The sequence below is a fragment of the Hyphomicrobium sp. 1Nfss2.1 genome (assembly GCF_965243865.1).
Taxonomy (GTDB): domain Bacteria; phylum Pseudomonadota; class Alphaproteobacteria; order Rhizobiales; family Hyphomicrobiaceae; genus Hyphomicrobium_A.
On record NZ_OZ251603.1, the window covers coordinates 704,090 to 725,374 of the forward strand.

Here is a 21,285-nt window from a genome sequence, read left to right on the forward strand (position 1 = left end):
TCATCTGGGCCGGCACGGCCTAACGGGGAGACGACATGCCAACCACCAGCGGGCCACGCCCCGGGGACGAGCGCGCGCTCGCAAGCCTCACCGCCGCCATCGGCTATGGCGGCGTTCAGGCGACCGTCCTGTCTGCCCTGGCACTCGTGATCTCGGGCTTCTCGCTCTACGAGTCGAGCTTCAAGACCGCTGAGATCGAGGTCTATGTCCCGCCCGTCGTTCAGTATGCGCGCGACGGCGGCGGCGACACCGAGGTCTTCGTCGTCCCGGTCACCATCACCAACTCGGGTGCCCGCACCGGCACCGTCCTCTCGATGGAGCTGAACGTCGAGGACCTGAAATCCCACAAGACGAAACGCTACTACAGCGCCTTCCTGGGAGAGCATCAGGTCGACGCCGACGCACCCAACCGCTCATTCGCCCCGCTGTCGATCCCCGGCCACGGCACCTTCACCGATACCGTCCGGTTCTATCCGGTCGGCAAGCCGTTCCCGAAGATCGCCGAAGAAGCCGGAGACTATAAATTCTCGCTCAGCCTCGTCACTGCGGCCCCGGCACGGCCCGACCTCGTCGAGCGCCTTTTTGCCAGCAAGGTTGAGCCCGTCGTCTTCGAACGCACGCTGCCATGGCTCTCCGAGCAACAGCTCGACCAGCGTCGCATCACCATTTCGATGCCGGAAAAGGGTTGGACGGCCATGCCCGCCGCTCCAGCGCCCCAGGCGACAGGCTCTCCGCAATAGAACCCGCGGCAATCGACATGAATATGAATGCCACCTGACAGCGAGCTTCAGCTTCCGTTCAAAGGTCGCGCGCTAAACTGTACCTAACAATCACGTAATCCGCGTGGAGGGATTTCATGGCCGAGTTCATCCGCAGCAGCCTGATCATTCTCATGGGCACCGTCGTCATGGCGGCCGCCGTGCTTGTCGTCTTCTACGGCTGACGCCAACACGCGTCTGGCTTGCCGCCACCGCTGCTTCGCACTAGCTAAGGGGACCTGCGAGAGGTCCCCTTTTGTCCACACCCCCGCCACCATCCGCCCTGGACGATCCGACGCGCCAGCCCTGGCACCGCGCCGGCGCCCTGTTGACCGACATGATGACCCCGACGCTGCGGCTCGGCGTCACCGGGTTGTCCCGCGCCGGCAAGACCATCTTCATCACCGCGCTGATCCGCAATCTGGTCTCCGGCGGCCGCCTCCCCTTCTTTCTTCCCGAGGCCGAGGGCCGCATCGAGCGCGCTTACCTCGAGCCGCAACCGGATGATCAGGTCCCGCGCTTCGACTACGAGGGGCACCTGGAAGACCTGGCCCGCGACCCTCCCGACTGGCCCGAAAGCACCCGCCGGCTCAGCCAGGTCCGCATCACCATCGAATATCGCTCGGCAAGTGCGCTGCGCCGCGCCCTCGGCATCTCCCGGCTCAATCTTGATGTGGTCGATTACCCAGGCGAATGGCTGGTCGACCTGCCGCTGTTGGAGATGACCTACGATCAGTGGTGCGCGGAGGCAGTCGAGCAGGCCCGCGCCCCGCGCCGCCAAGCGCACTCCAAAGCCTGGCGCGAGTTCCTCGCCAGCGTCGATCCCAGCGCCCCGAAGGACGAGAAGATCGCCCAACGCGGCGCCCAGCTCTTTGCGGAATATCTGAAGGCCGCCCGCGCCGACGACCACGTGCTGCACACCACCGGCCCCGGCCGCTTCCTCCTGCCCGGCGATCTCGAAGGCTCGCCGCTGCTCACCTTCTGCCCGCTGGTCCTCGGCGATAAACCGAGTTACGGCCGCAACTCGCTCGCCGCGATGATGGCGCGCCGCTTCGAGAGCTATAAGACCCACGTTGTAAAGCCCTTCTTCCGCGATCACTTCAGCCGGCTGGATCGCCAGATCGTGCTCGTCGACGTTCTCGGTCCGCTGAACGAAGGCGGCGACGCCGTCGTTGATCTCCAGCGCGCCCTCAATGCGATCCTGCGGGTTTTCCGCATCGGGTCCGGCAACTGGCTGACAGCCCTCTTCACCCGCCGCATCGACAAACTGCTGTTCGCCGCCACCAAGGCCGACCACATAAATTCATCGAGCCACGATCGGCTGGAAGCGATCCTGCGCGTCATCATTGATCGCGCCATGGGCCGCGCCGAGGACACCGGCGCCGATGTCGGCGTACAGGCCCTCGCCGCCCTGCGCGCCACCAGGGAAACCGACGCCAAGGTCGGCAATGAGTGGCTCCCCTGCATCGTCGGCGTACCAATGCCGGGCGAGCGCATCGGCGATAGGGTGTTCGACGGTAAGACCGAAGCCGCCGTGTTTCCCGGTGACCTGCCAGCCAATCCGCGCAACGCTCTGAAGCCCGGGGCCGCGCCTGCCGGGTTGCATTTCGTCCGCTTCCGTCCGCCACGGCTCATGCCTCCGGGCATCGACGGAGAGTCTCCACCCTTGCCGCACATCCGGCTCGACCGCGCCCTCGATTTCCTGCTCTCGGATTGGCTCGCGTGATGATCGGGAAATTCGCATGACGTCCGACAACGACATCCGCCGCCCGCGCGCATTCTCGCCCGACGACCCGGCCTTGCGCGCCGCCGCCGCCGAGCCGCCACGCGAACCCCCGGTAACCGAGACCGGTCCCCTCGCAGGCCGCCGCCGACGGCAGGCAAAGCGCACCACGGTGCGTCCAACCGCCGGCGATCTATCCCGCGGCATCCGCTGGGGTGCCATGCTTCTGTCCGGCCTAGCCGGGCTTCTCGCGCTGGCCACCGTCACCTGGTTCGTCAGCTACGTCGAGGTGGCCCTCGACCGCCAGGATTGGGTCGGCTGGCTCGCCTTCGCGCTGCTCTGCCTTGTCGGCCTGTCGGCCGTCGTCCTGATCCTGCGGGAGATCTACGGCCTCTTCCGCCTCGCCCGTCTCGGCGCGTTACGCCAGGAGGTGGCACACGCCATCGACACCGGCGACATGCAGAGCGAGCGCCGCGCGCTGCGCGATCTCAAGAGAATTCTCGCCGGCCGGCCCGACTTGCAGTGGCAGCTCGCGCGCTTCTCCGAGCACGAGCGCGCCGTGCTCGACCCGGGCGAGCTTCTGTCCCTCGCCGACCGCGAGTTGATCATGCCGCTCGACCAGGAAGCCCGCCGATCGGTGCTCGCGGCGGCCAAGCGCATCGGCATGGTAACGGCCATCAGCCCGATGCCGTGGATCGCCATGCTCTACGTGCTGATCGAAAACCTGCGCATGCTGCGCACCATCGCCGGGTTGTACGGCGGACGCCCGGGACCGCTCGGCGCTTTGCGCCTGGGCCGCCTCGTCGTCGGACACATCCTGGCGACCGGCGGCGTTGCTCTGACCGACGATTTGCTCGGTCAGTTCCTCGGGCAGGACTTGCTGCGCCGGCTATCGCGACGTCTCGGCGAAGGTGCTTTCAACGGTGCGCTGACCGCCCGCGTCGGCGCCGCCGCCGTAGAAGTGTGCCGCCCGCTGCCATTCATCAGCGCCCCACCCGTGCGCGCGCGCGACATGCTCGCCGAAGCGTTCCGCCGCAACGCGACCTCTACGCCTGACGCAAGCTGACAGGAGCTTGTTTAGCGTCGACTGTTTGCGCAAGCGGATAGCCGCGCCTACGGCGCAGGGCCTCTTGGCTCCAGCTTGCGCGTGCTGGCTCTGCCCGCTTCGCCCGCGTAGCGGGCCAGGGCGCAAGGCGCCCCGATCGTCCGAGCGTCTACCAGCGAGGACGTGAATCGGCGGCGCAAAAAAATGCACGGCCGTCGGCTCATGAGCGGTCAACGTCGGGCAAGCTTCCCGACGCTCGTGTCAGCTACAAAGAAAATCAAGCGGCCTTAATTTCCACCACGTTGCTCGCCTCGAGGGAGCGCATTGCGATGTGATCGGCCCACTCGCCAGAGGCCTTGCGCGCGCTCTCAACGATCGCCGGCGGTGTGCGGCCATCACGGGTCGACAGCAGAGAACGCAGCGGCCGGGCTGCCGGACGCGACGTCAGCCAGCTCAGCGGTGCAGCCAGCACGAGACCGACGATCACCGGCGACATCCAGGCAAGGACCAAGGCCGACGCCTCATAGCAGGCAAAGCCCATCGCGACGCCGGTCAGCATGTGCCAGCGATGATAGCGCACCGCATCCGAGAAGGTGATGCCCGCACCATCGCGGCTCTGCGCACGCCATCCCGAATCGATACCGAACAGCACCTGGAACACCGCCGCCGTCTGCGTCACCATCAGGATCGGCGACAGCAGGATGGAGAACAGCGTCTCGGTGAGGACACCCAAAACCGCCCGCGCTGAGCCGAAAGCTTCCCGCGCCTGGTGCACGCGCTTCAGCTCGAGCGCGAGGCCCAGGAACTTCGGCATCAGCACGATCAGCATCGTGGCGAAGAACAACCGCAGCGCCGCGCCCGGGTCCGTCACCGGCCACACGGGGAATAGCGTCTTCTCATCGATGAAGTAGCTCGGGATCATCTGCTGGCCTTGCAGTGCCAGCACGATGCCGACCACCAGCGATGACGCCCACACCAGCGACATTAGATAGGATGTAGCGCCCATCAACAGGTGCAGACGGCCCATCGTCGTAATGTTCGAAGTGAACACGATGCCGAGGTGCTGCAAGTTGCCCTGCGCCCAGCGCCGGTCGCGCGCCACCACATCGGGAAGCGTCGGCGGCTGCCCTTCATAGGATCCTTCGACCGTCGGCACGATGTGAACGCCCCAGTCGGCACGCGCCAGCAGCACAGCCTCGACGAAGTCGTGGCTCTGAATATCGCCGCCAAATGGCGCCCGGCCCGGCAGCGACGGCAAGCCCGCAGCCGAAGCGAAGGCAACCGTGCGGATGATGGCGTTGTGGCCCCAATAGTTACCCTGGTCGCGATGCCAGAAGGCAAGACCCGCGGCAACGAGCGGCCCATAAACGTTCGACGCGAACTGCGTCAGGTACTGCAGCAACGTCGTGGCACCGGTAAGCCGAGGCACCGTCTGGATGAGGCCGGCCGTCTGATCGCGTTGCATCGCCAGCGTAAGCCGCACCAGAGTCGTTCCCGACATGACGCTGTCGCCATCCAGAATGACAAAGTGCTCATAAGCCCCGCCGAAGCGCCGTACCCAATCCTTGATGTTGCCAGCCTTGCGCGCATGGTTCTCACGCCGGCGACGATAATGCACGGGAATGATATCCTTCAGCCGGTGGCGCAGGGCGCGGTAAGCGCTCTCTTCCGCCGCCCCGTCGCGCTCATCGCGCGTATCCGACAATATAAAGACATCGAACGCTGCGGCGCTGTCCATCGACTGCAGCTCGAGCGCAATCGCCTGCACCGTGCCGGCAATGCGCGCCGGATCCTCGTGGTAAACCGGAAATAGCAGCGCGGTCCGCGTTGTAAGCGGACCACCGGGCTGCGGCAGATCGATCGTGTCGGCCTTCTCGCCACCGAACAGCGGAATGAAGCCCAGCGCCGCGTTCAGCGAGCCAAGCGCGATCCACCCGAAAGCAATGGTCGACAGAATGAGGAACAGGAACTGCAGCGGCGTCGCCTGCTCCACTGCCAGCACACCATAAAGCTCGATGGCGAATGCCGCAGTCAGCAACCCGGCACCGGTAAAGACCGCCGCACGTGGTATCCAATAGCCCGGGCGGCGGCGTGGCTTCGCACCCCGCGCCTTGAAGTCCTGATCGGGCATGTCGAGCGGCAACTCCGCTGGCAGCAGCTCGGGGCTGCTCGCGTCGGGAATGCGACCGATCTTCTGGCCGGCCACAGTGATGTCGCTCATGACCTTGTCCATCGATAGAGCCAGGTCTCGGAGATCTGCTGATCACCGAGCTTCAAAGCCAAACGAAGTTCGCAAAGATCGGTTCCGCCCGGATCGAGTTCGAAGCTCACGCGTACGCCATTGGATTCCGGATTCTCGTGCACCGCGATGTCAGACACCGTTCCCGGGTTGGATGTCACCACGGCAACCGGCAACTGACGCACCGGCGTCACCGCCGGCCCGGTGAAATCGACGACGAACTTCGACGTGCCGTCGCGCTTGCCACGCCCGACACGCGTCGCCGCCGTCGAAGCACCCGCCCACCCGATCGGCAGCGTCTCCGTCCAGTACATGCGATAGGCGAACGAATACGGCGCACCCGCTGCCGGGCCGGTCGCCGGCTTCCAGTACGCGGCGATGTTGTCGTGAATCTCGACGCTCGTCGGAATCTCGATCAGCTCGACGTAGCCCGAGCCCCACGTGCCCTTCGGCTCGATCCACAGGCTCGGCCGCTTTTCGTAACGCGCTTCCAGGTCTTCATATGAGTGGAACGAGCGCGCCCGCTGGCACAGTCCGAAGCCTTTGACGTTCGTGTCGAGGAACGCGCTGATCTGCAGCGTGCGCGGATTGGTGAGCGGGCGCCAGATGCACTCGCTGTTGCCATTGAAGATGGCAAGTCCGTCGCTGTCGTGGACAGCCGGGCGGAAATCGTCGTCGATGCGATGATGACCGGGTCCGTGCAGGTACATGCTGGTAAGCGGCCCTAAGCCGACATGAGTGAGCGCGCGACGGGGATAAAGTGTCGCCTCCACTTCCACGGTGGTGGCTTCGCCGGGCTCGACAACAAAGCGGTACGCACCCGTTGTCGACACGCTATCGAGAAGTGCGTGAATAACGATTGAACGGGAACCCTGCGCAGGCTTCTCGACCCAGAAAGCTCGAAAAAGCGGAAATTCCTCGCCACCGGCCCGCGCCGTGTTGATCGCGAGTCCGCGCGCAGACAGCCCGTAGAGCTGCCCGCGGCCCACCGCGCGAAAGTAGCTGGCACCCTGGAAGACGATGTACTCGTCGTAATAATCCGGACGATTGATCGGACCGTGCACGCGGAAGCCGGAAAAGCCATACGGCGCGCCGGGCCCTGCATCCTTGATCAGCGGTCCGATCGAAAACAGGTTTCCGTCCGCCTTGAGACGCTTCGCCGAAGCGCCGTCGACCAGCCAGATCTCCACCGGCGTACTATAGAGCCAGCCAACCGGCAGCAGCTGCAGCTCGAAATCGATCTTGTCGCCGCGCCAGATTGCCTGATCCGTGCGGAAGCGCACATCGCGGAACTGATCGTAGGACAGCTGCTTGAACGAGTCGGGCAGCGTCAGCTCGGGAGGGACAAAGTCACTCTCCGAAAGCTGCTGCGCAAGATTTTGCACCAGCATCGGATTGAAAGCCGTTGCCGAATCCGTCACCGGTTCGGCAAGCGCACGGGCGACCATGTCCGTTCGCGTGCCTAAACCCAGCATCGCGAAGGCACCCGCCGTCATCAGGACCGATCGCCGGTCCAACCGCGTCGCATCCATTTATCTTCTTCTGCTTTCCGTGCCGTTTGGGCGCCCCTCGTCGGCGTTGGATACGCGCACTTGACATGCTCCTCTGCCGAAACCTCGCCCCAGGAACATCACTCCTTGGCGCGAGCCTTCTTTGCAGCGGATTAACAGCCCTGTACGAGGTTTCCTTCCGACAGTCTTTCGACCGGCGCGCCGCCCCGCATGACAATCATGCTTGTCCCCCCGGAGGCGAGCGTCTCGATCGATTGGCGCCGCGTATTGCGCTGCAACAGAGTAATGTAGCCGCGTGATTTGGGCAAGCGAATGACAGTTAAAGGAAGAATATAAGATTGAGGCCTAGCTGCATTGCCGCAGCCGCCCGCCGCTGTCGCATGGAGCCGCCATCCGCCTCCACAATCGAGGGGCCAACACCGCGACACACTCCTACTATACAAAGCTCTAGAGTACCGCGGCGCTCCCGAAGCCCCCAGGAGGCAAAGTTGCCGCCGGTGCCCGAATGGCGATTTCGGCTCCAGCGACCAGCGGTCGAACCAAAGTCGAGCCGCGCTCGCGCTGTCCACTTTGGGGATAAGCGACACCCTATCGCGTGACGGAAACAGGGAAATTGTGTGGGGACACAGACGTTTGTGGCCAAAATGCGCAACGTGGCCATCGAGACACAAGCCCTCTGGATTCCGCGGGATTGGGCACCCCGCCTGTTTCCTGGGCAATCAATCTCTGCTTAATCTTTCTCCCCGAGCGGTGATTCGGTCTCGCGACCGCCGCGGTGAGAATGAAGAACAGGTTGCGTCGAGTTTCGTAGGGAGTAGGCGGCACTTGTGCGTGGCGTCGCCGGATAAAGTAAGCAGACGGGAGTAGGTCAATGAAAAAGTATAGTTTGGGTGCCCTCGTGGCAGCAGGCCTGCTGGCTGGCGGTCTTTCCGCTGGTAGCGCCTCCGCCGCGGATCTGGGGGGCAACTGCTGCGCCGATCTCGAGGAGCGCATTGCAGAGCTTGAGGCCACCACCGCTCGCAAGGGCAACCGCAAGGTCTCTCTGACGATTTCGGGCTGGGTCGCCCAGCAGGTCGTCGGTTGGGATGACGGCTACGAGTCGAACGTCTATGTCGGCGACATCGGTGCTACGCTGTCCTCGCACTTCAAGTTCACCGGTCAGGCGACGATTTCTCCCGGCTGGTACGCTGGCTACGTGCTGCACGTCGAAGCCCGCAACGCCAACTCGCTGGGCTTGAACCAAACATGGGATGGCTCCGGCAGCCTTGGTCTGCTGCAGTCGTTCTGGTTCATTAAGAGCGACAACCTCGGCAAGGTCAGCGTCGGTCTGCAGTCGCAGGCTTCCGACAACACCGCCATCCTCGTCGACGGTTCGGGCTCGCTCGTTCCCGCCAACTGGGTGGCCTTCGACTACAACAGCTTCTACTTCCGTACCACCAACGGCAACCTGACCAGCGGTTCAGAAGCACATTGGGGCGGCATCGGCGGCTGCGTCGGTGGCGGCGCCATCGGCGACTGCAACGGCGGCACCCAGAACGTAGTCCGTTACGACTCGCCGACCTTCGGTGGTTTCTCGGTCTCGGCCTCTTGGGGTGAGGACGACATGTGGGACGTCGCCGCTCGCTACGCGGGTGAGCACGCCGGCTTCAAGTTCGCCGCCGCCGCTGCCTACAACGAGCTGAGCGATGAATCCTTCACTGGCATGATCGACGGCGACACCTTCCAGTACTTCCAGGTTGGTGCCTACCTCGAGCACGTCCCGACCGGTCTGTTCGTCTACGGTGCCTACGGCAACGCGCAGTACGACCAAGCCTCTGGCGACTCCGACACCTACTACGTGAAGGCTGGTCTGCGTGAGCGTTGGACCCCGCTGGGTCACACGGTTCTCTACGGCGAGTACGAGAAGAACGAGTCGACCGGCGCTGCCTTCGTGCAGTCGATCGAACCGGGCGGCTTCGTCGTCCAGCCGACATCCAGCGACTTCAACCTCTGGGGCGTCGGCGTAGTGCAGGAGATCGATGCCGCTGCTATGTCGCTCTGGGTTTCCTATCGTCACCTCGAGTACAGCGACAACAACTTCCTGGGCATCCAGTACGAAGACTTCCAGTACATCAAGGCCGGCGCGCTCATCAACTTCTGATCTGAGCAGCACGTCCTACATAAGATAGCGGAAGCCGCCCACTCGGGCGGCTTCTTGCTTTTGAGCGCCGACAAACCCGCTCAGCTAAATGGCAGGCGCGCCAAGCTGCCGCTCTGGAACCAGCAGTCTCGCGGCGCGAAGCCCAAAGCTTCCGTCAGGAAGCCGTCTTCAAAACCTCCCGCCTGGAAGCTGTCTTCATTTATGCGCAGCAGCGCGACTGCCGCGCCAGCCAGCCCTCGGCCCCCACCCGGCTAGGCGTCCGCCTTCACCGACGCCAGCGACCCCTCGCTCCGAAAACGAGCGCCCCGCCCCTGGCTAGCCCCCAGCTTGGCTTATCCCCACACCATCCCCAGCGAAAATCCGCCCCGAAGCAGGGCGGACTTGCTCGCGCCTAGCGAAACCTGATGCTGGCAAACCGGTGCTGGGATTCTTGGTTGTGGCGCCCACTCACCGCCGAACGGTAAGCCGTTGCGTTGCAGGACCCTTTCAATGGCCTTCGCAACTCACCGCGCCCAACCTACGGCCCCTACACGAAGCCCCTTACGAACCCGTTACCGTAAGGACTCTCGTGGCCCCTTCGCCACACTCGTGGATTCGTCACCACCAATTCGCCACTGCCTAATTGTTGCACTCCGGCGAATCACAGCAGTGTCCCCCCTGGCACGCAGCGATACCTGAGGGAAATCGCACTGCGCATTGCTAAGGCGGTTTCTTGTCTCGCGTAGAACCAGTTCAGCGTCCGCCATCAGCTGAGATGAAGACGGGAGACTAATGATGAATAAATTCAGCCTTAGCGCCCTGGTGGCAGCGGGCCTGCTCGCGGGCGGTCTCTCCGCCGGCAGCGCGTCTGCAGCCGACCTTGGGGGCAACTGCTGCGCCGATCTCGAAGAGCGCATTGCCGAGCTCGAAGCAACGACCGCCCGCAAGGGCAACCGGAAGGTCTCTCTGACCATCTCCGGCTGGGTCGGCGAGCAGGTCATGTGGTGGGATGACGGCGGTGAGCAGAACGTCTACGTGACGGGCCTCGGCTCTACTCTTGCTTCGCACTTCAAGTTCACCGGTCAGGCCACGATTTCTCCTGGCTGGTCGGCTGGCTACGTGATCCACGTCGAAGCGATGGACAGCGACTCGCTCACCATCAACCAGTACTCGCAGCACAATCCGTCGGCGCTCCAGCCGAACAACCTTTCGTCGGGTGCCTACTCGGTTCAGCTCCTCCAGTCCTACTGGTTCTTGAAGAGCGACCACCTCGGCAAGATCGGCGTCGGTCTGCAGTCATCGGCTTCGGATAACGCTGCAATCCTCGTTGACGGTTCGGGCTCGCTCGTTCCTGCCAACTGGGTGATGTTCGACTACAACGGCTTTGCACTTCGCAATAGCTCGACTGGCGCTCTGACCGGCTTCAACTGGCAGCAGTTCGGCGGCTTCTGCTACGGCGGTGGTGGTGCTGGCGGCGACTGCTTCGGCGCTCCGCGTGACTCGGTCCGTTACGACTCTCCGACCTTCGCCGGGTTCTCGTTCTCGGCTGCTTGGGGCGAAGACGACTTCTGGGACGTCGCGGCTCGCTACTCGGGTGAATTCAACGGCTTCAAGATCGCTGCAGCCGCTGCCTACACTCAGTTCAGCCAGGACTTCTTCACGGAACCCGGCCTGGCCAACACCGGTACGAGCATCGGCGTGTATGACAACATTGCCGCCATCGTGCCGACCAGCTCGCAGTATGACAACCGCTGGGTCGACTACTTCCAGCTTGGTGCATACGTCGAGCACGTGCCGACCGGCCTCTGGCTGTATGGCGCCTACGGCCATATCGATCCGAATGGTGTAACGGCCGGTGTTAATTTCACCGACGATGCCGGCGTTGTCGTCGACAGCTTCCTCGGTGGAAACAGCCGCGCTTCTGGCGATACGTACTACATCAAGGGCGGTCTGCGTGAGCGCTGGACCCCGCTTGGTCACACGGTTCTCTATGGCGAGTACGAGAAGTTCTCGAATGCCAACCCTGATCTCTTCGTTGACGCCGGCATCTCTGCCAGCACGCAGCTCTGGGGTCTCGGTGTGGTCCAGGAAATCGACGCTGCCGCGATGTCTCTGTGGCTCTCCTACCGTCACGTCAGCGCTGACATCTCGGGCGTTGGCTGCGACAACGGAAACGCAGAGGACATCGGCCTCGGTGGCTGCTCGGTCGACGACTTCCAGTACATCAAGGGCGGCGCTTTGATCAACTTCTGATCGCCTCTCTTCTATCTCTCTCAGTTACTTGAACCGCCCTGGCTCGCCAGGGCGGTTTTTTTTATCGGCGCACGCCATCAATGCAGCTCTGCATCACTTTTGCTCTCTGCACAGGGATTACCGCGGATCACCACCGCAGCGCTGAAGCGACTCAGTCCGCGTGTTAGCCACGAATGAAATGACCGGCGAAGGTAGACGCGCTTCGTGATCGTGCACCGAACCAGCACCGCGCCGCGGTACACGCGAGCAGCGGCAATTATCGCCACTGCCGTCTGCACTCTCATTGCGGGCTGCGCCTACAGCGGCGCCGGCCCCATCGAAGTGCACTACCAGAAGTACAAGGCACGCATGCCCGAGGGCGATCGCGTGTTCGTTTGCAGCGCATACGGCTGTCGCACGCAAACACCTTTCAAGTTCACGCCAACTGACATCGCCGAAGTCGCCAAGTTGATGGCTCCCGGCAGCGCGTCGCCAGCCGCCGAGCGCGAAGCGACCAAGAAAGCAATCGCCTGGATGGGTCACCGCGCCGACACCGCGGTTGGCACCGCGGGCGACCGCCCAGGCGATGACATGGCGGGCAACGGCGATCCAGGCCAGATGGACTGTGTCGATGTCGCCACCAACCTCACCAGCTACATGCTGATCATGGAGCGCCACAAATTGTTCCGCCATCACGCGGTCGGCTCCATGTACGTCAAGGAGGACATCCGCCGCGGCTGGAGCGGCTGGACGCACTACGCCGGCATTCTTGTCGAGAACAAATCGAAGCAGAAATTCGCCGTCGACGGCTGGCTGCTGGCCAGCGGCAAGCCGCCCGAGATCGTCGAGGTCGAGCGCTGGTATATCGATGACAACGACCTGCTCTTTGGCGGCGGCGGGGGCGTCAGCTCCATGAAGCCTGTCGCCAGCAACGCCGGCAGATAGCGGCAACCCGTCACGCGGCAAGGGCCCGGCAGGGACCGCCAGTTGGCACACTGGCGCGCGTTTCCTATGCTGCCCGCCACCACGAGCCACGCGGGACCCCAGAGAAATGTTCGTCAGGTTCTTTCATGCTCTGAAGCAAGCCGGCTTGCCCGTGTCGCTGAAGGAATACCTGATGCTGCTCGAAGGGCTCGAGGCCGGCGTCGCTCAGCGCAACATCGACGACTTCTACTTCCTCTCGCGCGCCTGCCTCGTGAAGGACGAGCGCAATCTCGATCGCTTCGACCGCGTGTTCTCCGAGGTCTTCAAAGGTATCGTCACACTCCCCGAAGGCGTGGAGCAGGCGGAGATACCCGAGGAGTGGCTGCGCCTCATCTCCGAGCTCCACCTCTCCGATGAAGACAAGAAGCGCATCGAAGAGCTTGGCGGCTGGGAGAAGATCATGGAGACGCTGAAGAAGCGTCTCGAAGAGCAGAAAGAGCGGCACTCCGGCGGCAACAAGTGGATCGGCACCGGAGGCACGTCGCCGTACGGCGCCTACGGCTACAATCCCGCCGGCATTCGCATCGGCCAGAAGGAGAGCCGGCACCGCCGTGCCATCAAGGTGTGGGACAAGCGCGAGTTCAAAGATCTCGACGACAAGGTCGAGATCGGCACACGCAACATCAAAGTTGCTCTGCGCCGCCTGCGTTCCTTCGCGCGCACCGGCGCCGCGGAGGAATTGGATCTCAGCGGCACCATCCGCGGCACCGCCGAAAAAGGCTACCTCGACATCCACATGCTGCCCGAGCGCCGCAATGCGGTGAAGGTGCTGATGTTCTTCGACGTCGGCGGATCGATGGACTGGCACATCAAAGGCGTCGAGGAGCTGTTCTCCGCCGCACGCACCGAGTTCAAGCATCTCGAATATTATTACTTCCACAACTGCATCTATGAGGCGCTGTGGAAGAGCAATGCCCGCCGCCGCACTGACATCACGCCCACCTGGGACGTGCTCCACACCTACCCCGCGGACTACAAGGTGGTGTTTGTCGGCGATGCCTCGATGAGCCCGTATGAGCTGTCACACGCGGGCGGCGCCGTCGAGCATATGAACCCCGAGCCTGGCGCGCTCTGGCTGCGCCGCGTCATCGAGACCTGGCCCCACGCCGTCTGGCTCAATCCCGTCCCCGAACATCAATGGGGCTATACGCAATCAATTGCCATGATCAGGGACATAATGGAGGGGCGCATGTACCCGCTCACCCTCGAGGGCCTCGACAGGGCGACCGCGGAGCTGATGCGTTAACAAGCGGCCAAAAGTTGCCTAGACCGCTCGAAAACATTGGGGGAAGCGCGATTGACGGCACGGCAATTGGCGCTAAGGTCCGCGCGGATGGATGGGCCGCATGCACGCAAATGAGGGGCACGTCATGAAGGCCGCAGGATCGGTTTTGCTGGCTCTTGCGACACTCGCGCTGGCAGGCTGCGGGACGAGCGGCAGCGAGCTGCTGTCCACCGGCTCGCTTCTGGGCGAAAGCAAGCCCGCCGCCCCCTCAAACGACGGCCCCGCCCGCGCCTTCCAGGTCGGTACGGTCTCCGCTCGCGCCATCAAATGCGGCTTCAACTTCGATCCCGCCAAACTGAAGACCAACTATCTTAACTTCGAGCGCCAGCAGCCCGTCACCCAGGACGTCGCCAAGCTCGAGCACATGTACGACGTCTCCTTCAACGCCGTCGCCAAGGCCGTTGCCGCCGAAGGCGAATACTGCACGGACGCCAAGACGCGCACCATCAAGGCCGATCTCGGACGCCATCTCGCAGGCGACTACACCCCATCCGCTCCGCCGCCGCAGCAGGATGATGGCCTGTTCTCGGGCTGGGGCAGTTCCAGTTCGACCACCGGCTACAAGTCCAAGAACCCGATGGACAACAGCACCGACTGAGCAGCGGAGCGCGCCTGAGTGCAACAGCTCCTGTGGCTTGAAACCCTGTTGAAGTTCTCGGCCGGCATTCTCCTCGCCATACTTCCGCTGACCACGCTGCGCCTGTTCGGCCTTCCCCGGCCCGACACCGGATTCTGGCCGCGCGTTTGTGGTGCACTGCTCGTCGGCATCGCCGGCGCGCTGTTCCTGGAAGGCACATCTGCAGGCCACGGATTGGGCCTCGCCGGCGTGGTCATCATTAACCTTTGCGGCACCGCGCTACTCGCAACGTTGCTCGTCCTCGATCGCGGCCCGGCCTCTTTCCGCGGCCGCGTGGCGGTTTGGCTCACCGTTTGCGCTCTCGTTACCTTGAGCATCGCAGAGATCGCCGTGCTCTGAGCTCATTAACGATTGGCTGGCACGGTGCTTGCTCCCTTTGCGGGTGCATCCGCATTCTCAACGCCAACGTGCCCCAGGATCTTCCATGAGTTCGCGATCCGCTGCATTGCGCAGCAATGGCGTCGAGTCATTCGAAACGTACCCGGCCGAGCAGCCGGTCGCGGCCTGCACCACCGGCGTGGGCGCGCCGGACGACGACGTCGAAGTATCGATCATCTCTACCCGAACGGACTTTGCAGCGCTCGAGTCGGACTGGAACGCCCTCTTTGAGCGCGCCGCCCAAGGTTCGCACGCATTCCAGAGCTTCGAGTGGTGCGCGCACTGGTGCGATCACTACCTCGACAGCAGCAGCACCGCCCAGCGCCTCGCCATCGTCACCGCGCGGTCAAATGGCCGTCTCGTGCTTGTCTGGCCGCTCGTCGTGGAACGCCTGACCGCCGGCATCGCCGCACTGACGGCCCTCGGTGACCCCGTCAGCCAATACAGCGACGCTGTGATCGAGACCTCGCCTGATGCGCAGCGTTGGCTGCTGCAGGCATGGCGAACAGTCAGCGCAATTTTGCGGCCCGACCTTCTCTGGATGCCGCGCGTGCGCGAGGACGCGGCGCTCACGCCGTTGCTCAAGGGCCTTGGTGCGATCCCAACGCAGCGGCTCGAAGCTCCCTACATCGATCTGCGCGCCATCGATGAGCCCGAAGCATTCATGCAGCGCTTCTCGGCTCACGCGCGCAAGAAATTCCGCGCCGCCACGCGCCGATTGGGTAGCACTGGCCCCGTGGTCCACGAAACCCTCGATGGTGGGCCCGCCGCCGCCGTCGTCGCACCCGCAGTCATCGACATGAAGCGGCGTCAGCTGATCGAGCGCGCACTTCCTTCGCCCGCCTTCGCCGACTACAAATTGGATTCCTTCTTCGCCGACGTCGCACGCGCCAGCAACGGGCCGGCCGCAACACGCGTGTTCACGCTCCGCGCCGGCGAGGAACTCGCTGCAGCCAATATCGTAGTCGCCTGCAAGGATCGCATGCTCGGCCACGTGTTCGCTTTCGACACGCGCTTTGCCAAGGAAAACGTCGGCACGCTCCTGCTGCATGAGATGGTGAAGCAGGCTGTGACCACGGGCTGCGTGACGTTCGATCTCCTGGCGCCCGCTGATGAATATAAGCTCCGCTGCGCTGACGGCACACACGCCGTAACCAGCTGGGCGCTGCCGCTATCCGCAAAGGGCGCAGCCTTTACGCACGTCTATCTGCGATTTGCCCGGCCCACGCTCAAGCGCGCGATCGAGGCGCTGCCGCAGCGCCTCCGCCATAGGCTTGTGCGTTGGTACTACAGGCGCGCTAGCTGACGCCCAGCTTCTTCTGCAGGCTCGACGACGAGGTGGTGTACTGGAACATCACCTTCTTGCCTGGAAAGACGTATCTCGCCGCCTGCTGCGCCATCAGCGCAACCTCGTGGAAGCCGGAAAGAATGAGCTTCAGCTTGCCCGGATAGGTGTTGATGTCACCGACCGCGAAGATGCCCTTCTCGCTGGTCTCGAACTTCTCCGTGTCGACCGGAATGAGGTTCTCGTGCAGCGCAAGGCCCCAGTTCGCAACGGGCCCGAGCTTCATCGTCAGACCGAAGAACGGCAGCATCACATCGACGTCGATGCGCTCCTCGCCATCCTTCGTCTTGATGGTTGCGCCTTCGAGCTTGTCGCCGCTCCCCTGCAGCGCACTCACCTGACCGATCATCAGCCGCACGTCGCCAGTCTCGACCAATTCGCGCATCTTCGAGACAGAGTGCGGAGCCGCGCGGAAATCATCGCGCCGGTGCAGCAGCGTCAGGCTCTTGGCGATCGGCTGCAGATTGAGCGTCCAGTCGAGCGCGGAATCGCCGCCGCCCACAATCAGCACCGCCTTGTCCCGCAGCGTTTCCATGCGCCGCACGGAGTAGAGCACCGAGCTGCCTTCGAAGGCTTCGATGCCCTCCAGCGGCGGCCGCTTCGGCGTGAACGACCCGCCACCGGCCGCAATGACGACCACCTTGGCGATGAACTCGGTGCCCGCGTCCGTCTTCAGCCGGAAACGCTCATCGGGAAGCCGCTCCAGGACATCGACCCGCTCGCCGAAGTGGAATGTCGGCCCGAACGGCTCGATCTGCTGCATCAGCCGGTCGACAAGCTCCTGCCCGCTCACCGAAGGCAGCGCCGGGATGTCGTAGATCGGTTTTTCCGGATAGAGCTCGGCGCACTGCCCGCCGGGCTTATCGAGAATGTCGATTACGTGCGCCTTCACATCGAGCAGACCCAGCTCGAACACGGCGAACAGGCCAACCGGCCCCGCGCCAATGATGACGGCATCGGTTTCGATCGGCCCCGTTGGCTCGACCACGTTTCCATCCAGGCTCATCGCGGACCCCTCTTAAGGTCTCAGAACTGCTTCGCCGGCACGCGCACGACAAGTCCGTCGAGATCTGGCGTCAGCTTGATCTGGCAGCTCAGTCGGCTGGATTCGCGAACGTCGAAGGCGAAATCCAGCATGTCCTCCTCCATCTGCGAAGGAGTGCCGGTCTTCTCGCGCCATGCATCATCCACATAGACGTGGCATGTCGCGCAGGCGCATGCACCGCCGCACTCGGCATCTATGCCGGGCACGTCGTTCAATTTTGCCGATTCCATGAGCGTAACGCCCGGTTCCGCCTCGACCACCTGCTCGGCTCCGTCGGGCTGGATGAAAGTGATCTTTACCATTGTTGTGGCGTGGAACTCCGAATGGCGGCCCCGGCATCGATAGAGCCGGACAAGAATCCGCCTGGGCGGCGGTTAATTTGACCGCACCAATAGTCGGCAAGGCTGGTGAATTCAAGCGTGCGACGGTCGCGGCCGCACCCGACGAAGGTCAGAAATCAGGCCGGGGGCGCGAGAGAGGCTATGTATTCCTGCACAGCATCCGCGGCAGCCTCCAACCGCTCGATGACATGCCCGCGCGCGGCAGCGTCCGGCATGGGCCGAAGACGCTCCGCATTCTCGGCGATGGTGGCGAGCGACCAGGCGCCGACCGCTCGGGCCGAGCCCTTGAGCGTATGAGCGGCTATCCCCCAGGCCTTCTCCGTATCGGCCTGCTTCAGCGCCGTTATGGTGATTGGCAGCTGGCCCGAGAACAGGCCGAGGATTTCCAGCTCTAGCGCCTCATCTCCCATGGTGAAGCGCCTCAGGTGCGCAAGGTCCACGGGAGCCTCCACGCGCTTCGGCGCGAAGTCGGAGCTGAATGCGGTCGCTGAATTGACCATTGCCATTGCCTAAACGGCTTCCCTGCCACGCAAAACGACGACCGAGCGTCACACACAGCTTATAAGTGCCGGTAAATTGCGCCGCTTCAACTTGATCATTAACCTTCGAGCGAATCGCACGCTGTGGGTGCGCCGGAATCGGCAGGCGGAACACACCTTTCTTTCGCCCCAAAATCCGGCCAAGCGTTGTAGCGACGGGTGGAATGGCTTTTCTGTTGCGGCCGCAGGGGTTGGCTCCCGAGGGATGGAGCCGAGTGCCGCTCTGAAACTGCCTGCCGACTCCCGTCGAACGCGTGCTCTTTTGAACCGGGGTGAGGAGACGCGTCAGGCATGGACGGGGCGATGGCGCAGGACAAGAACACGCTCGACGAGCATGAGGAAGATGCCCGTTCGGAGCCATCTTTGTTGCTACCCGCAGAAGGATCCGCGTCCTCTTCGGCCACCGGCCGGTACGAGCCTTCATTCGGTCAGACCCCGCCCCCGATCCAGCTTCTTCCGCCGCCTCTTCCGGGCAGTGCCGCCCCCCGCACCGATTTCATTCCCCAAAGCGCGCCGCCGGCAGCGCCGCCGCAGTTGCCGCCGGAGGAGAAGTCGCTGCTGGAGCATCCGGCTTCCTCCGAAGACGACGAGGATAGCCCCGAACCCGGCCCAGGCGCACCGCGTCGCCGCATGGCCCGCCGCCGTCCCGCCGGTCCTTCGCGCAATCGCATCGCTGCCAACGACGACGGCCCCTCGATCGGCGGTCTCATCTTCGCGCTCCAGCAGAAGCCGTCCAACGCGCCGTTCAAATTCGCCGCCATCGCCAGCGGCATCTGGGGCGTGCTCGGCTCCGCATTCGCGATTGCCTCGATCATCACCGACACCAGTGGCGTCAGCACGCTCGAACTGCTGACGCGCCCTACCGCATTCCTCACGCTTGCTGCGATCATCGTACCCATCGGCCTGCTCTGGCTCATGGCGCTGCTCGCTTGGCGCACCGAGGAGCTGCGTCTGCGCTCCTCCACCATGACCGAGGTTGCCATCCGTCTCGCCGAGCCCGACCGGCTCGCCGAGCAGAATGCAGCTTCCCTCGGTCAGGCCGTGCGCCGGCAAGTCGGCTTCATGAACGACGCCGTCTCGCGTGCCCTCGGCCGCGCCGGCGAGCTGGAGGCCATGGTCCACAACGAGGTCTCGGTGCTCGAGCGCTCCTACGAGGAGAACGAGCGCAAGATCCGCGGATTGATCTCCGAGCTGTCGGGCGAGCGCCACGCGCTCGTCAACACGTCCGATCGCGTCACCGAAAGCCTGATGCGCCTCGGCAGCGAGATCCCCACCCTCATCGAAAAGCTGTCCGAACAGCAGGTCAAGCTGGCGCAGGTCATCGAAGGCGCCGGTGAGAACCTCACCATGCTCGAGTCTTCGCTCGCCACCAGCGTCGGCAGTCTCGAAACATCGGTCGGCAATCGCACAGAGCAGTTGCAGACCGTCCTGCATGACTACACCGCCGCCCTCGCCGATGCACTCGGCAGCCGCACCGAAGAGCTGCAGACGACCTTCGACAGCCAGCTCCTGCAGCTCGACTCCTCGCTCGCCAACCGCACCGAGAACCTGCAAACCGTCTTCGAGGAATACGCCCGCGCCCTCGATGCCGCGCTCGCCAATCGCGCCCAGGCCCTCGATTATCAGCTCGTCGAGCGCACCCGCTCGCTGGACGAAGCCTTCGGCGAACGCCTGCGCATGTTCGATGAATCCATCATGCGCTCGACGCAGGCCATCGATTCCGCTGTCGTGGACAAGACCCAGGCGCTCACCAGCGCGCTCGACGCACATGCCATCAGCTTCCGCGAAACCATCGGCAAGCAGGCGACCGACCTCGACGAAGCGCTCATGCACGGCATCAACTCGGTGCGCCGCGCGTCCGAGAACATTTCGCGCCAGTCCATCAAAGCCATGGAAGGCCTCGCCAACCAGTCCGAGCTTCTGAAGAGCATCTCGGAGAACCTGCTCGGTCAGATCGGCGGCATCACTGGTCGTTTCGAGAACCAGGGCCAGCAGATCATGAAGGCGGCCAATGCGCTCGAAACGGTCAACTTCAAGATCGACAAGACGCTGCAGACGCGCCACGCCGAGCTGAACGATACCCTTGACCGGCTGTCCGGCAAGGCCGACGAGTTCTCCAACTTCGTCGGCGATTACTCCACCACGATCGTCGGTTCGCTCACCGATGCCGACCAGCGCGCCCGCAACGAGCTGGAGCGCATGCGCGCCTCGGCCGCCGCTGAGAGCGAGCGCACCCTCGAGGATCTGCGCAGCCGCCTCAACGTGGTGTCCTCGGCCGTCACCAGCGAGCTGGGCACGCTCACCAACCGCTTTACCGAGACGTCCGAGGAGATGCGCCAGCAGGCGACGCGCACCGCCGCTGAGATCACCGCCGAGCAGCAGCGTCTGCGCAGCGATATGGAGCGCCTGCCGGTCACCGCGCAGGAAAGCTCCGAAGGCATGCGCCGCGCCCTGCAGGATCAGATCAAGGCGCTCGACCAGTTGTCCCAGCTCGCCGCACGCACTGCGACGCAGCGCGACGTCGTGCCCCCGCCGCCGCTCCACGCCGAGACGGTTCAGCCGGCGCCCCAAGCCCCGCGCCGCTCGTCGCATGAGCAGGCCCGCTCGATTACCTCTCTCTCCTCGACCATCGCCCAGGAGCTCGGCAACCGTCAGCGCCAGCGCGCTCCGGCCGCCGATGTCCGCGAGGGCTGGTCGCTTGGAGATCTCCTCGCACGTGCCTCTCGCGACGAGGAAGCGCAGGCCGCCGCACACAATGCGCCGCCCGCATTCAACCTCGATCTCGAAGCCATCGCCCGCGCGCTCGACCCGGCAACCGCCGCCGCCATCTGGTCACGCATCCGCTCCGGCCAGCGCGGCGTCATGGTGCGCAGCATCTACGGCAACGAAGGTCGTATGCTGTTCGACGACGTCGCCCATCGCTGCCGCACCGACGGCGACCTGCTGAACGCGGTCAACCGCTACTTGTCCGATTTCGAGCGCATCGTCGGCGAGTCGGATCAGCGCGATCCGAGCGGCCGCCTCTCCCAGGGTCAGCTCGTTTCCGACACCGGCCGCGTCTACCTGTTCCTCGCCCACGCCGCCGGCCGCCTCGGCTGAAATCG

General features: G+C 64.0%; 16 protein-coding genes. 11 read left to right on the top strand and 5 right to left on the bottom strand.

What is annotated here, in order from left to right; translation table 11 throughout:
* The first annotated feature begins 35 nt into the window (after positions 1 to 35).
* The 3 genes from ACP15D_RS03480 (at position 36) to ACP15D_RS03490 (ending at position 3,547) form a co-directional block, all read left to right on the top strand.
* Positions 36 to 740 (top strand): hypothetical protein, encoded by a 705-nt coding sequence (locus ACP15D_RS03480; RefSeq protein ID WP_424956178.1) that lies wholly within the window; start codon positions 36 to 38, stop codon positions 738 to 740.
* 274 nt (positions 741 to 1,014) lie between these two features.
* Positions 1,015 to 2,484, top strand: a complete 1,470-nt coding sequence (locus tag ACP15D_RS03485; RefSeq protein ID WP_424956179.1) for a YcjX family protein — start codon at positions 1,015 to 1,017, stop codon at positions 2,482 to 2,484.
* 16 nt (positions 2,485 to 2,500) lie between these two features.
* A complete protein-coding gene (locus ACP15D_RS03490; protein ID WP_424956180.1) occupies positions 2,501 to 3,547 on the top strand; it encodes a YcjF family protein in 1,047 nt (348 codons plus the stop codon).
* A gap of 256 nt (positions 3,548 to 3,803) precedes the next feature.
* Here ACP15D_RS03490 and mdoH read toward each other — a convergent pair whose 3' ends face one another.
* Both mdoH and ACP15D_RS03500 read right to left on the bottom strand, forming a co-directional pair.
* Positions 3,804 to 5,747 (bottom strand): glucans biosynthesis glucosyltransferase MdoH, encoded by a 1,944-nt coding sequence (gene mdoH / locus ACP15D_RS03495; RefSeq protein WP_424956181.1) that lies wholly within the window; start codon positions 5,745 to 5,747, stop codon positions 3,804 to 3,806.
* Positions 5,744 to 7,297: a glucan biosynthesis protein gene (locus tag ACP15D_RS03500; RefSeq protein WP_424956182.1), complete on the bottom strand. Its 1,554-nt coding sequence runs from the start codon at positions 7,295 to 7,297 to the stop codon at positions 5,744 to 5,746. The genes mdoH and ACP15D_RS03500 overlap by 4 nt, the downstream gene beginning before the upstream one ends.
* 850 nt (positions 7,298 to 8,147) lie before the next feature.
* Here ACP15D_RS03500 and ACP15D_RS03505 point away from each other — a divergent pair.
* The 7 genes from ACP15D_RS03505 (at position 8,148) to ACP15D_RS03535 (ending at position 16,217) form a co-directional block, all read left to right on the top strand.
* The gene (locus tag ACP15D_RS03505) at positions 8,148 to 9,416 is read left to right on the top strand and encodes a porin (protein ID WP_424956183.1); all 1,269 of its coding nucleotides are present in this window, start codon (positions 8,148 to 8,150) and stop codon (positions 9,414 to 9,416) included.
* Between the two features lie 774 nt (positions 9,417 to 10,190).
* A complete protein-coding gene (locus ACP15D_RS03510; RefSeq protein ID WP_424956184.1) occupies positions 10,191 to 11,648 on the top strand; it encodes a porin in 1,458 nt (485 codons plus the stop codon).
* Positions 11,649 to 11,852: 204 nt separating this feature from the next.
* Positions 11,853 to 12,572 carry a hypothetical protein gene (locus ACP15D_RS03515; protein ID WP_424956185.1) on the top strand — a complete coding sequence of 240 codons (720 nt, stop codon included), beginning with the start codon at positions 11,853 to 11,855 and terminating at the stop codon, positions 12,570 to 12,572.
* Positions 12,573 to 12,678: 106 nt separating this feature from the next.
* Entirely contained in the window at positions 12,679 to 13,857 is a 1,179-nt protein-coding gene (locus ACP15D_RS03520; protein ID WP_424956186.1) for a vWA domain-containing protein, read from the top strand.
* Between the two features lie 100 nt (positions 13,858 to 13,957).
* Complete coding sequence (locus tag ACP15D_RS03525; RefSeq protein WP_424956187.1) at positions 13,958 to 14,494, top strand: hypothetical protein; 537 nt, start codon at positions 13,958 to 13,960, stop codon at positions 14,492 to 14,494.
* An 18-nt stretch (positions 14,495 to 14,512) separates the two neighbouring features.
* Entirely contained in the window at positions 14,513 to 14,872 is a 360-nt protein-coding gene (locus tag ACP15D_RS03530; protein ID WP_424956188.1) for an ABC transporter permease, read from the top strand.
* A gap of 85 nt (positions 14,873 to 14,957) precedes the next feature.
* The gene (locus tag ACP15D_RS03535) at positions 14,958 to 16,217 is read left to right on the top strand and encodes a GNAT family N-acetyltransferase (protein WP_424956189.1); all 1,260 of its coding nucleotides are present in this window, start codon (positions 14,958 to 14,960) and stop codon (positions 16,215 to 16,217) included.
* On the opposite strand, the gene ACP15D_RS03540 is transcribed toward ACP15D_RS03535, so the two are convergent.
* The 3 genes from ACP15D_RS03540 to ACP15D_RS03550 all read right to left on the bottom strand — a co-directional run bounded on the left by ACP15D_RS03540 (position 16,210) and on the right by ACP15D_RS03550 (position 18,142).
* On the bottom strand, positions 16,210 to 17,262 hold the full coding sequence (locus tag ACP15D_RS03540) for an NAD(P)/FAD-dependent oxidoreductase (RefSeq protein ID WP_424956190.1): 1,053 nt from the start codon (positions 17,260 to 17,262) through the stop codon (positions 16,210 to 16,212). The two genes, ACP15D_RS03535 and ACP15D_RS03540, sit on opposite strands and share 8 nt — an antisense overlap.
* 20 nt (positions 17,263 to 17,282) lie before the next feature.
* On the bottom strand, positions 17,283 to 17,603 hold the full coding sequence (locus ACP15D_RS03545) for a 2Fe-2S iron-sulfur cluster-binding protein (protein ID WP_072373713.1): 321 nt from the start codon (positions 17,601 to 17,603) through the stop codon (positions 17,283 to 17,285).
* 155 nt (positions 17,604 to 17,758) lie between these two features.
* Positions 17,759 to 18,142 (bottom strand): Hpt domain-containing protein, encoded by a 384-nt coding sequence (locus tag ACP15D_RS03550; RefSeq protein ID WP_424956191.1) that lies wholly within the window; start codon positions 18,140 to 18,142, stop codon positions 17,759 to 17,761.
* Positions 18,143 to 18,472: 330 nt separating this feature from the next.
* On the opposite strand from ACP15D_RS03550, the gene ACP15D_RS03555 reads away from it, so the two are divergent.
* Positions 18,473 to 21,280, top strand: coding sequence for a hypothetical protein (locus ACP15D_RS03555; protein ID WP_424956192.1), 2,808 nt, complete (start codon positions 18,473 to 18,475; stop codon positions 21,278 to 21,280).
* Positions 21,281 to 21,285 lie beyond the last annotated feature (5 nt).

Coding starts and splice junctions, on each gene's coding strand:
- ACP15D_RS03555 (WP_424956192.1), top strand. CDS start 18,473: ATGGACGGGGCGATGGCGCAGGACAAGAACACGCTCGACGAGCATGAG.
- ACP15D_RS03540 (WP_424956190.1), bottom strand. CDS start 17,262: ATGAGCCTGGATGGAAACGTGGTCGAGCCAACGGGGCCGATCGAAACC.
- mdoH (WP_424956181.1), bottom strand. CDS start 5,747: ATGAGCGACATCACTGTGGCCGGCCAGAAGATCGGTCGCATTCCCGAC.
- ACP15D_RS03490 (WP_424956180.1), top strand. CDS start 2,501: ATGACGTCCGACAACGACATCCGCCGCCCGCGCGCATTCTCGCCCGAC.
- ACP15D_RS03510 (WP_424956184.1), top strand. CDS start 10,191: ATGAATAAATTCAGCCTTAGCGCCCTGGTGGCAGCGGGCCTGCTCGCG.
- ACP15D_RS03505 (WP_424956183.1), top strand. CDS start 8,148: ATGAAAAAGTATAGTTTGGGTGCCCTCGTGGCAGCAGGCCTGCTGGCT.
- ACP15D_RS03520 (WP_424956186.1), top strand. CDS start 12,679: ATGTTCGTCAGGTTCTTTCATGCTCTGAAGCAAGCCGGCTTGCCCGTG.
- ACP15D_RS03550 (WP_424956191.1), bottom strand. CDS start 18,142: ATGGTCAATTCAGCGACCGCATTCAGCTCCGACTTCGCGCCGAAGCGC.
- ACP15D_RS03480 (WP_424956178.1), top strand. CDS start 36: ATGCCAACCACCAGCGGGCCACGCCCCGGGGACGAGCGCGCGCTCGCA.
- ACP15D_RS03535 (WP_424956189.1), top strand. CDS start 14,958: ATGAGTTCGCGATCCGCTGCATTGCGCAGCAATGGCGTCGAGTCATTC.
- ACP15D_RS03545 (WP_072373713.1), bottom strand. CDS start 17,603: ATGGTAAAGATCACTTTCATCCAGCCCGACGGAGCCGAGCAGGTGGTC.
- ACP15D_RS03525 (WP_424956187.1), top strand. CDS start 13,958: ATGCACGCAAATGAGGGGCACGTCATGAAGGCCGCAGGATCGGTTTTG.
- ACP15D_RS03500 (WP_424956182.1), bottom strand. CDS start 7,297: ATGGATGCGACGCGGTTGGACCGGCGATCGGTCCTGATGACGGCGGGT.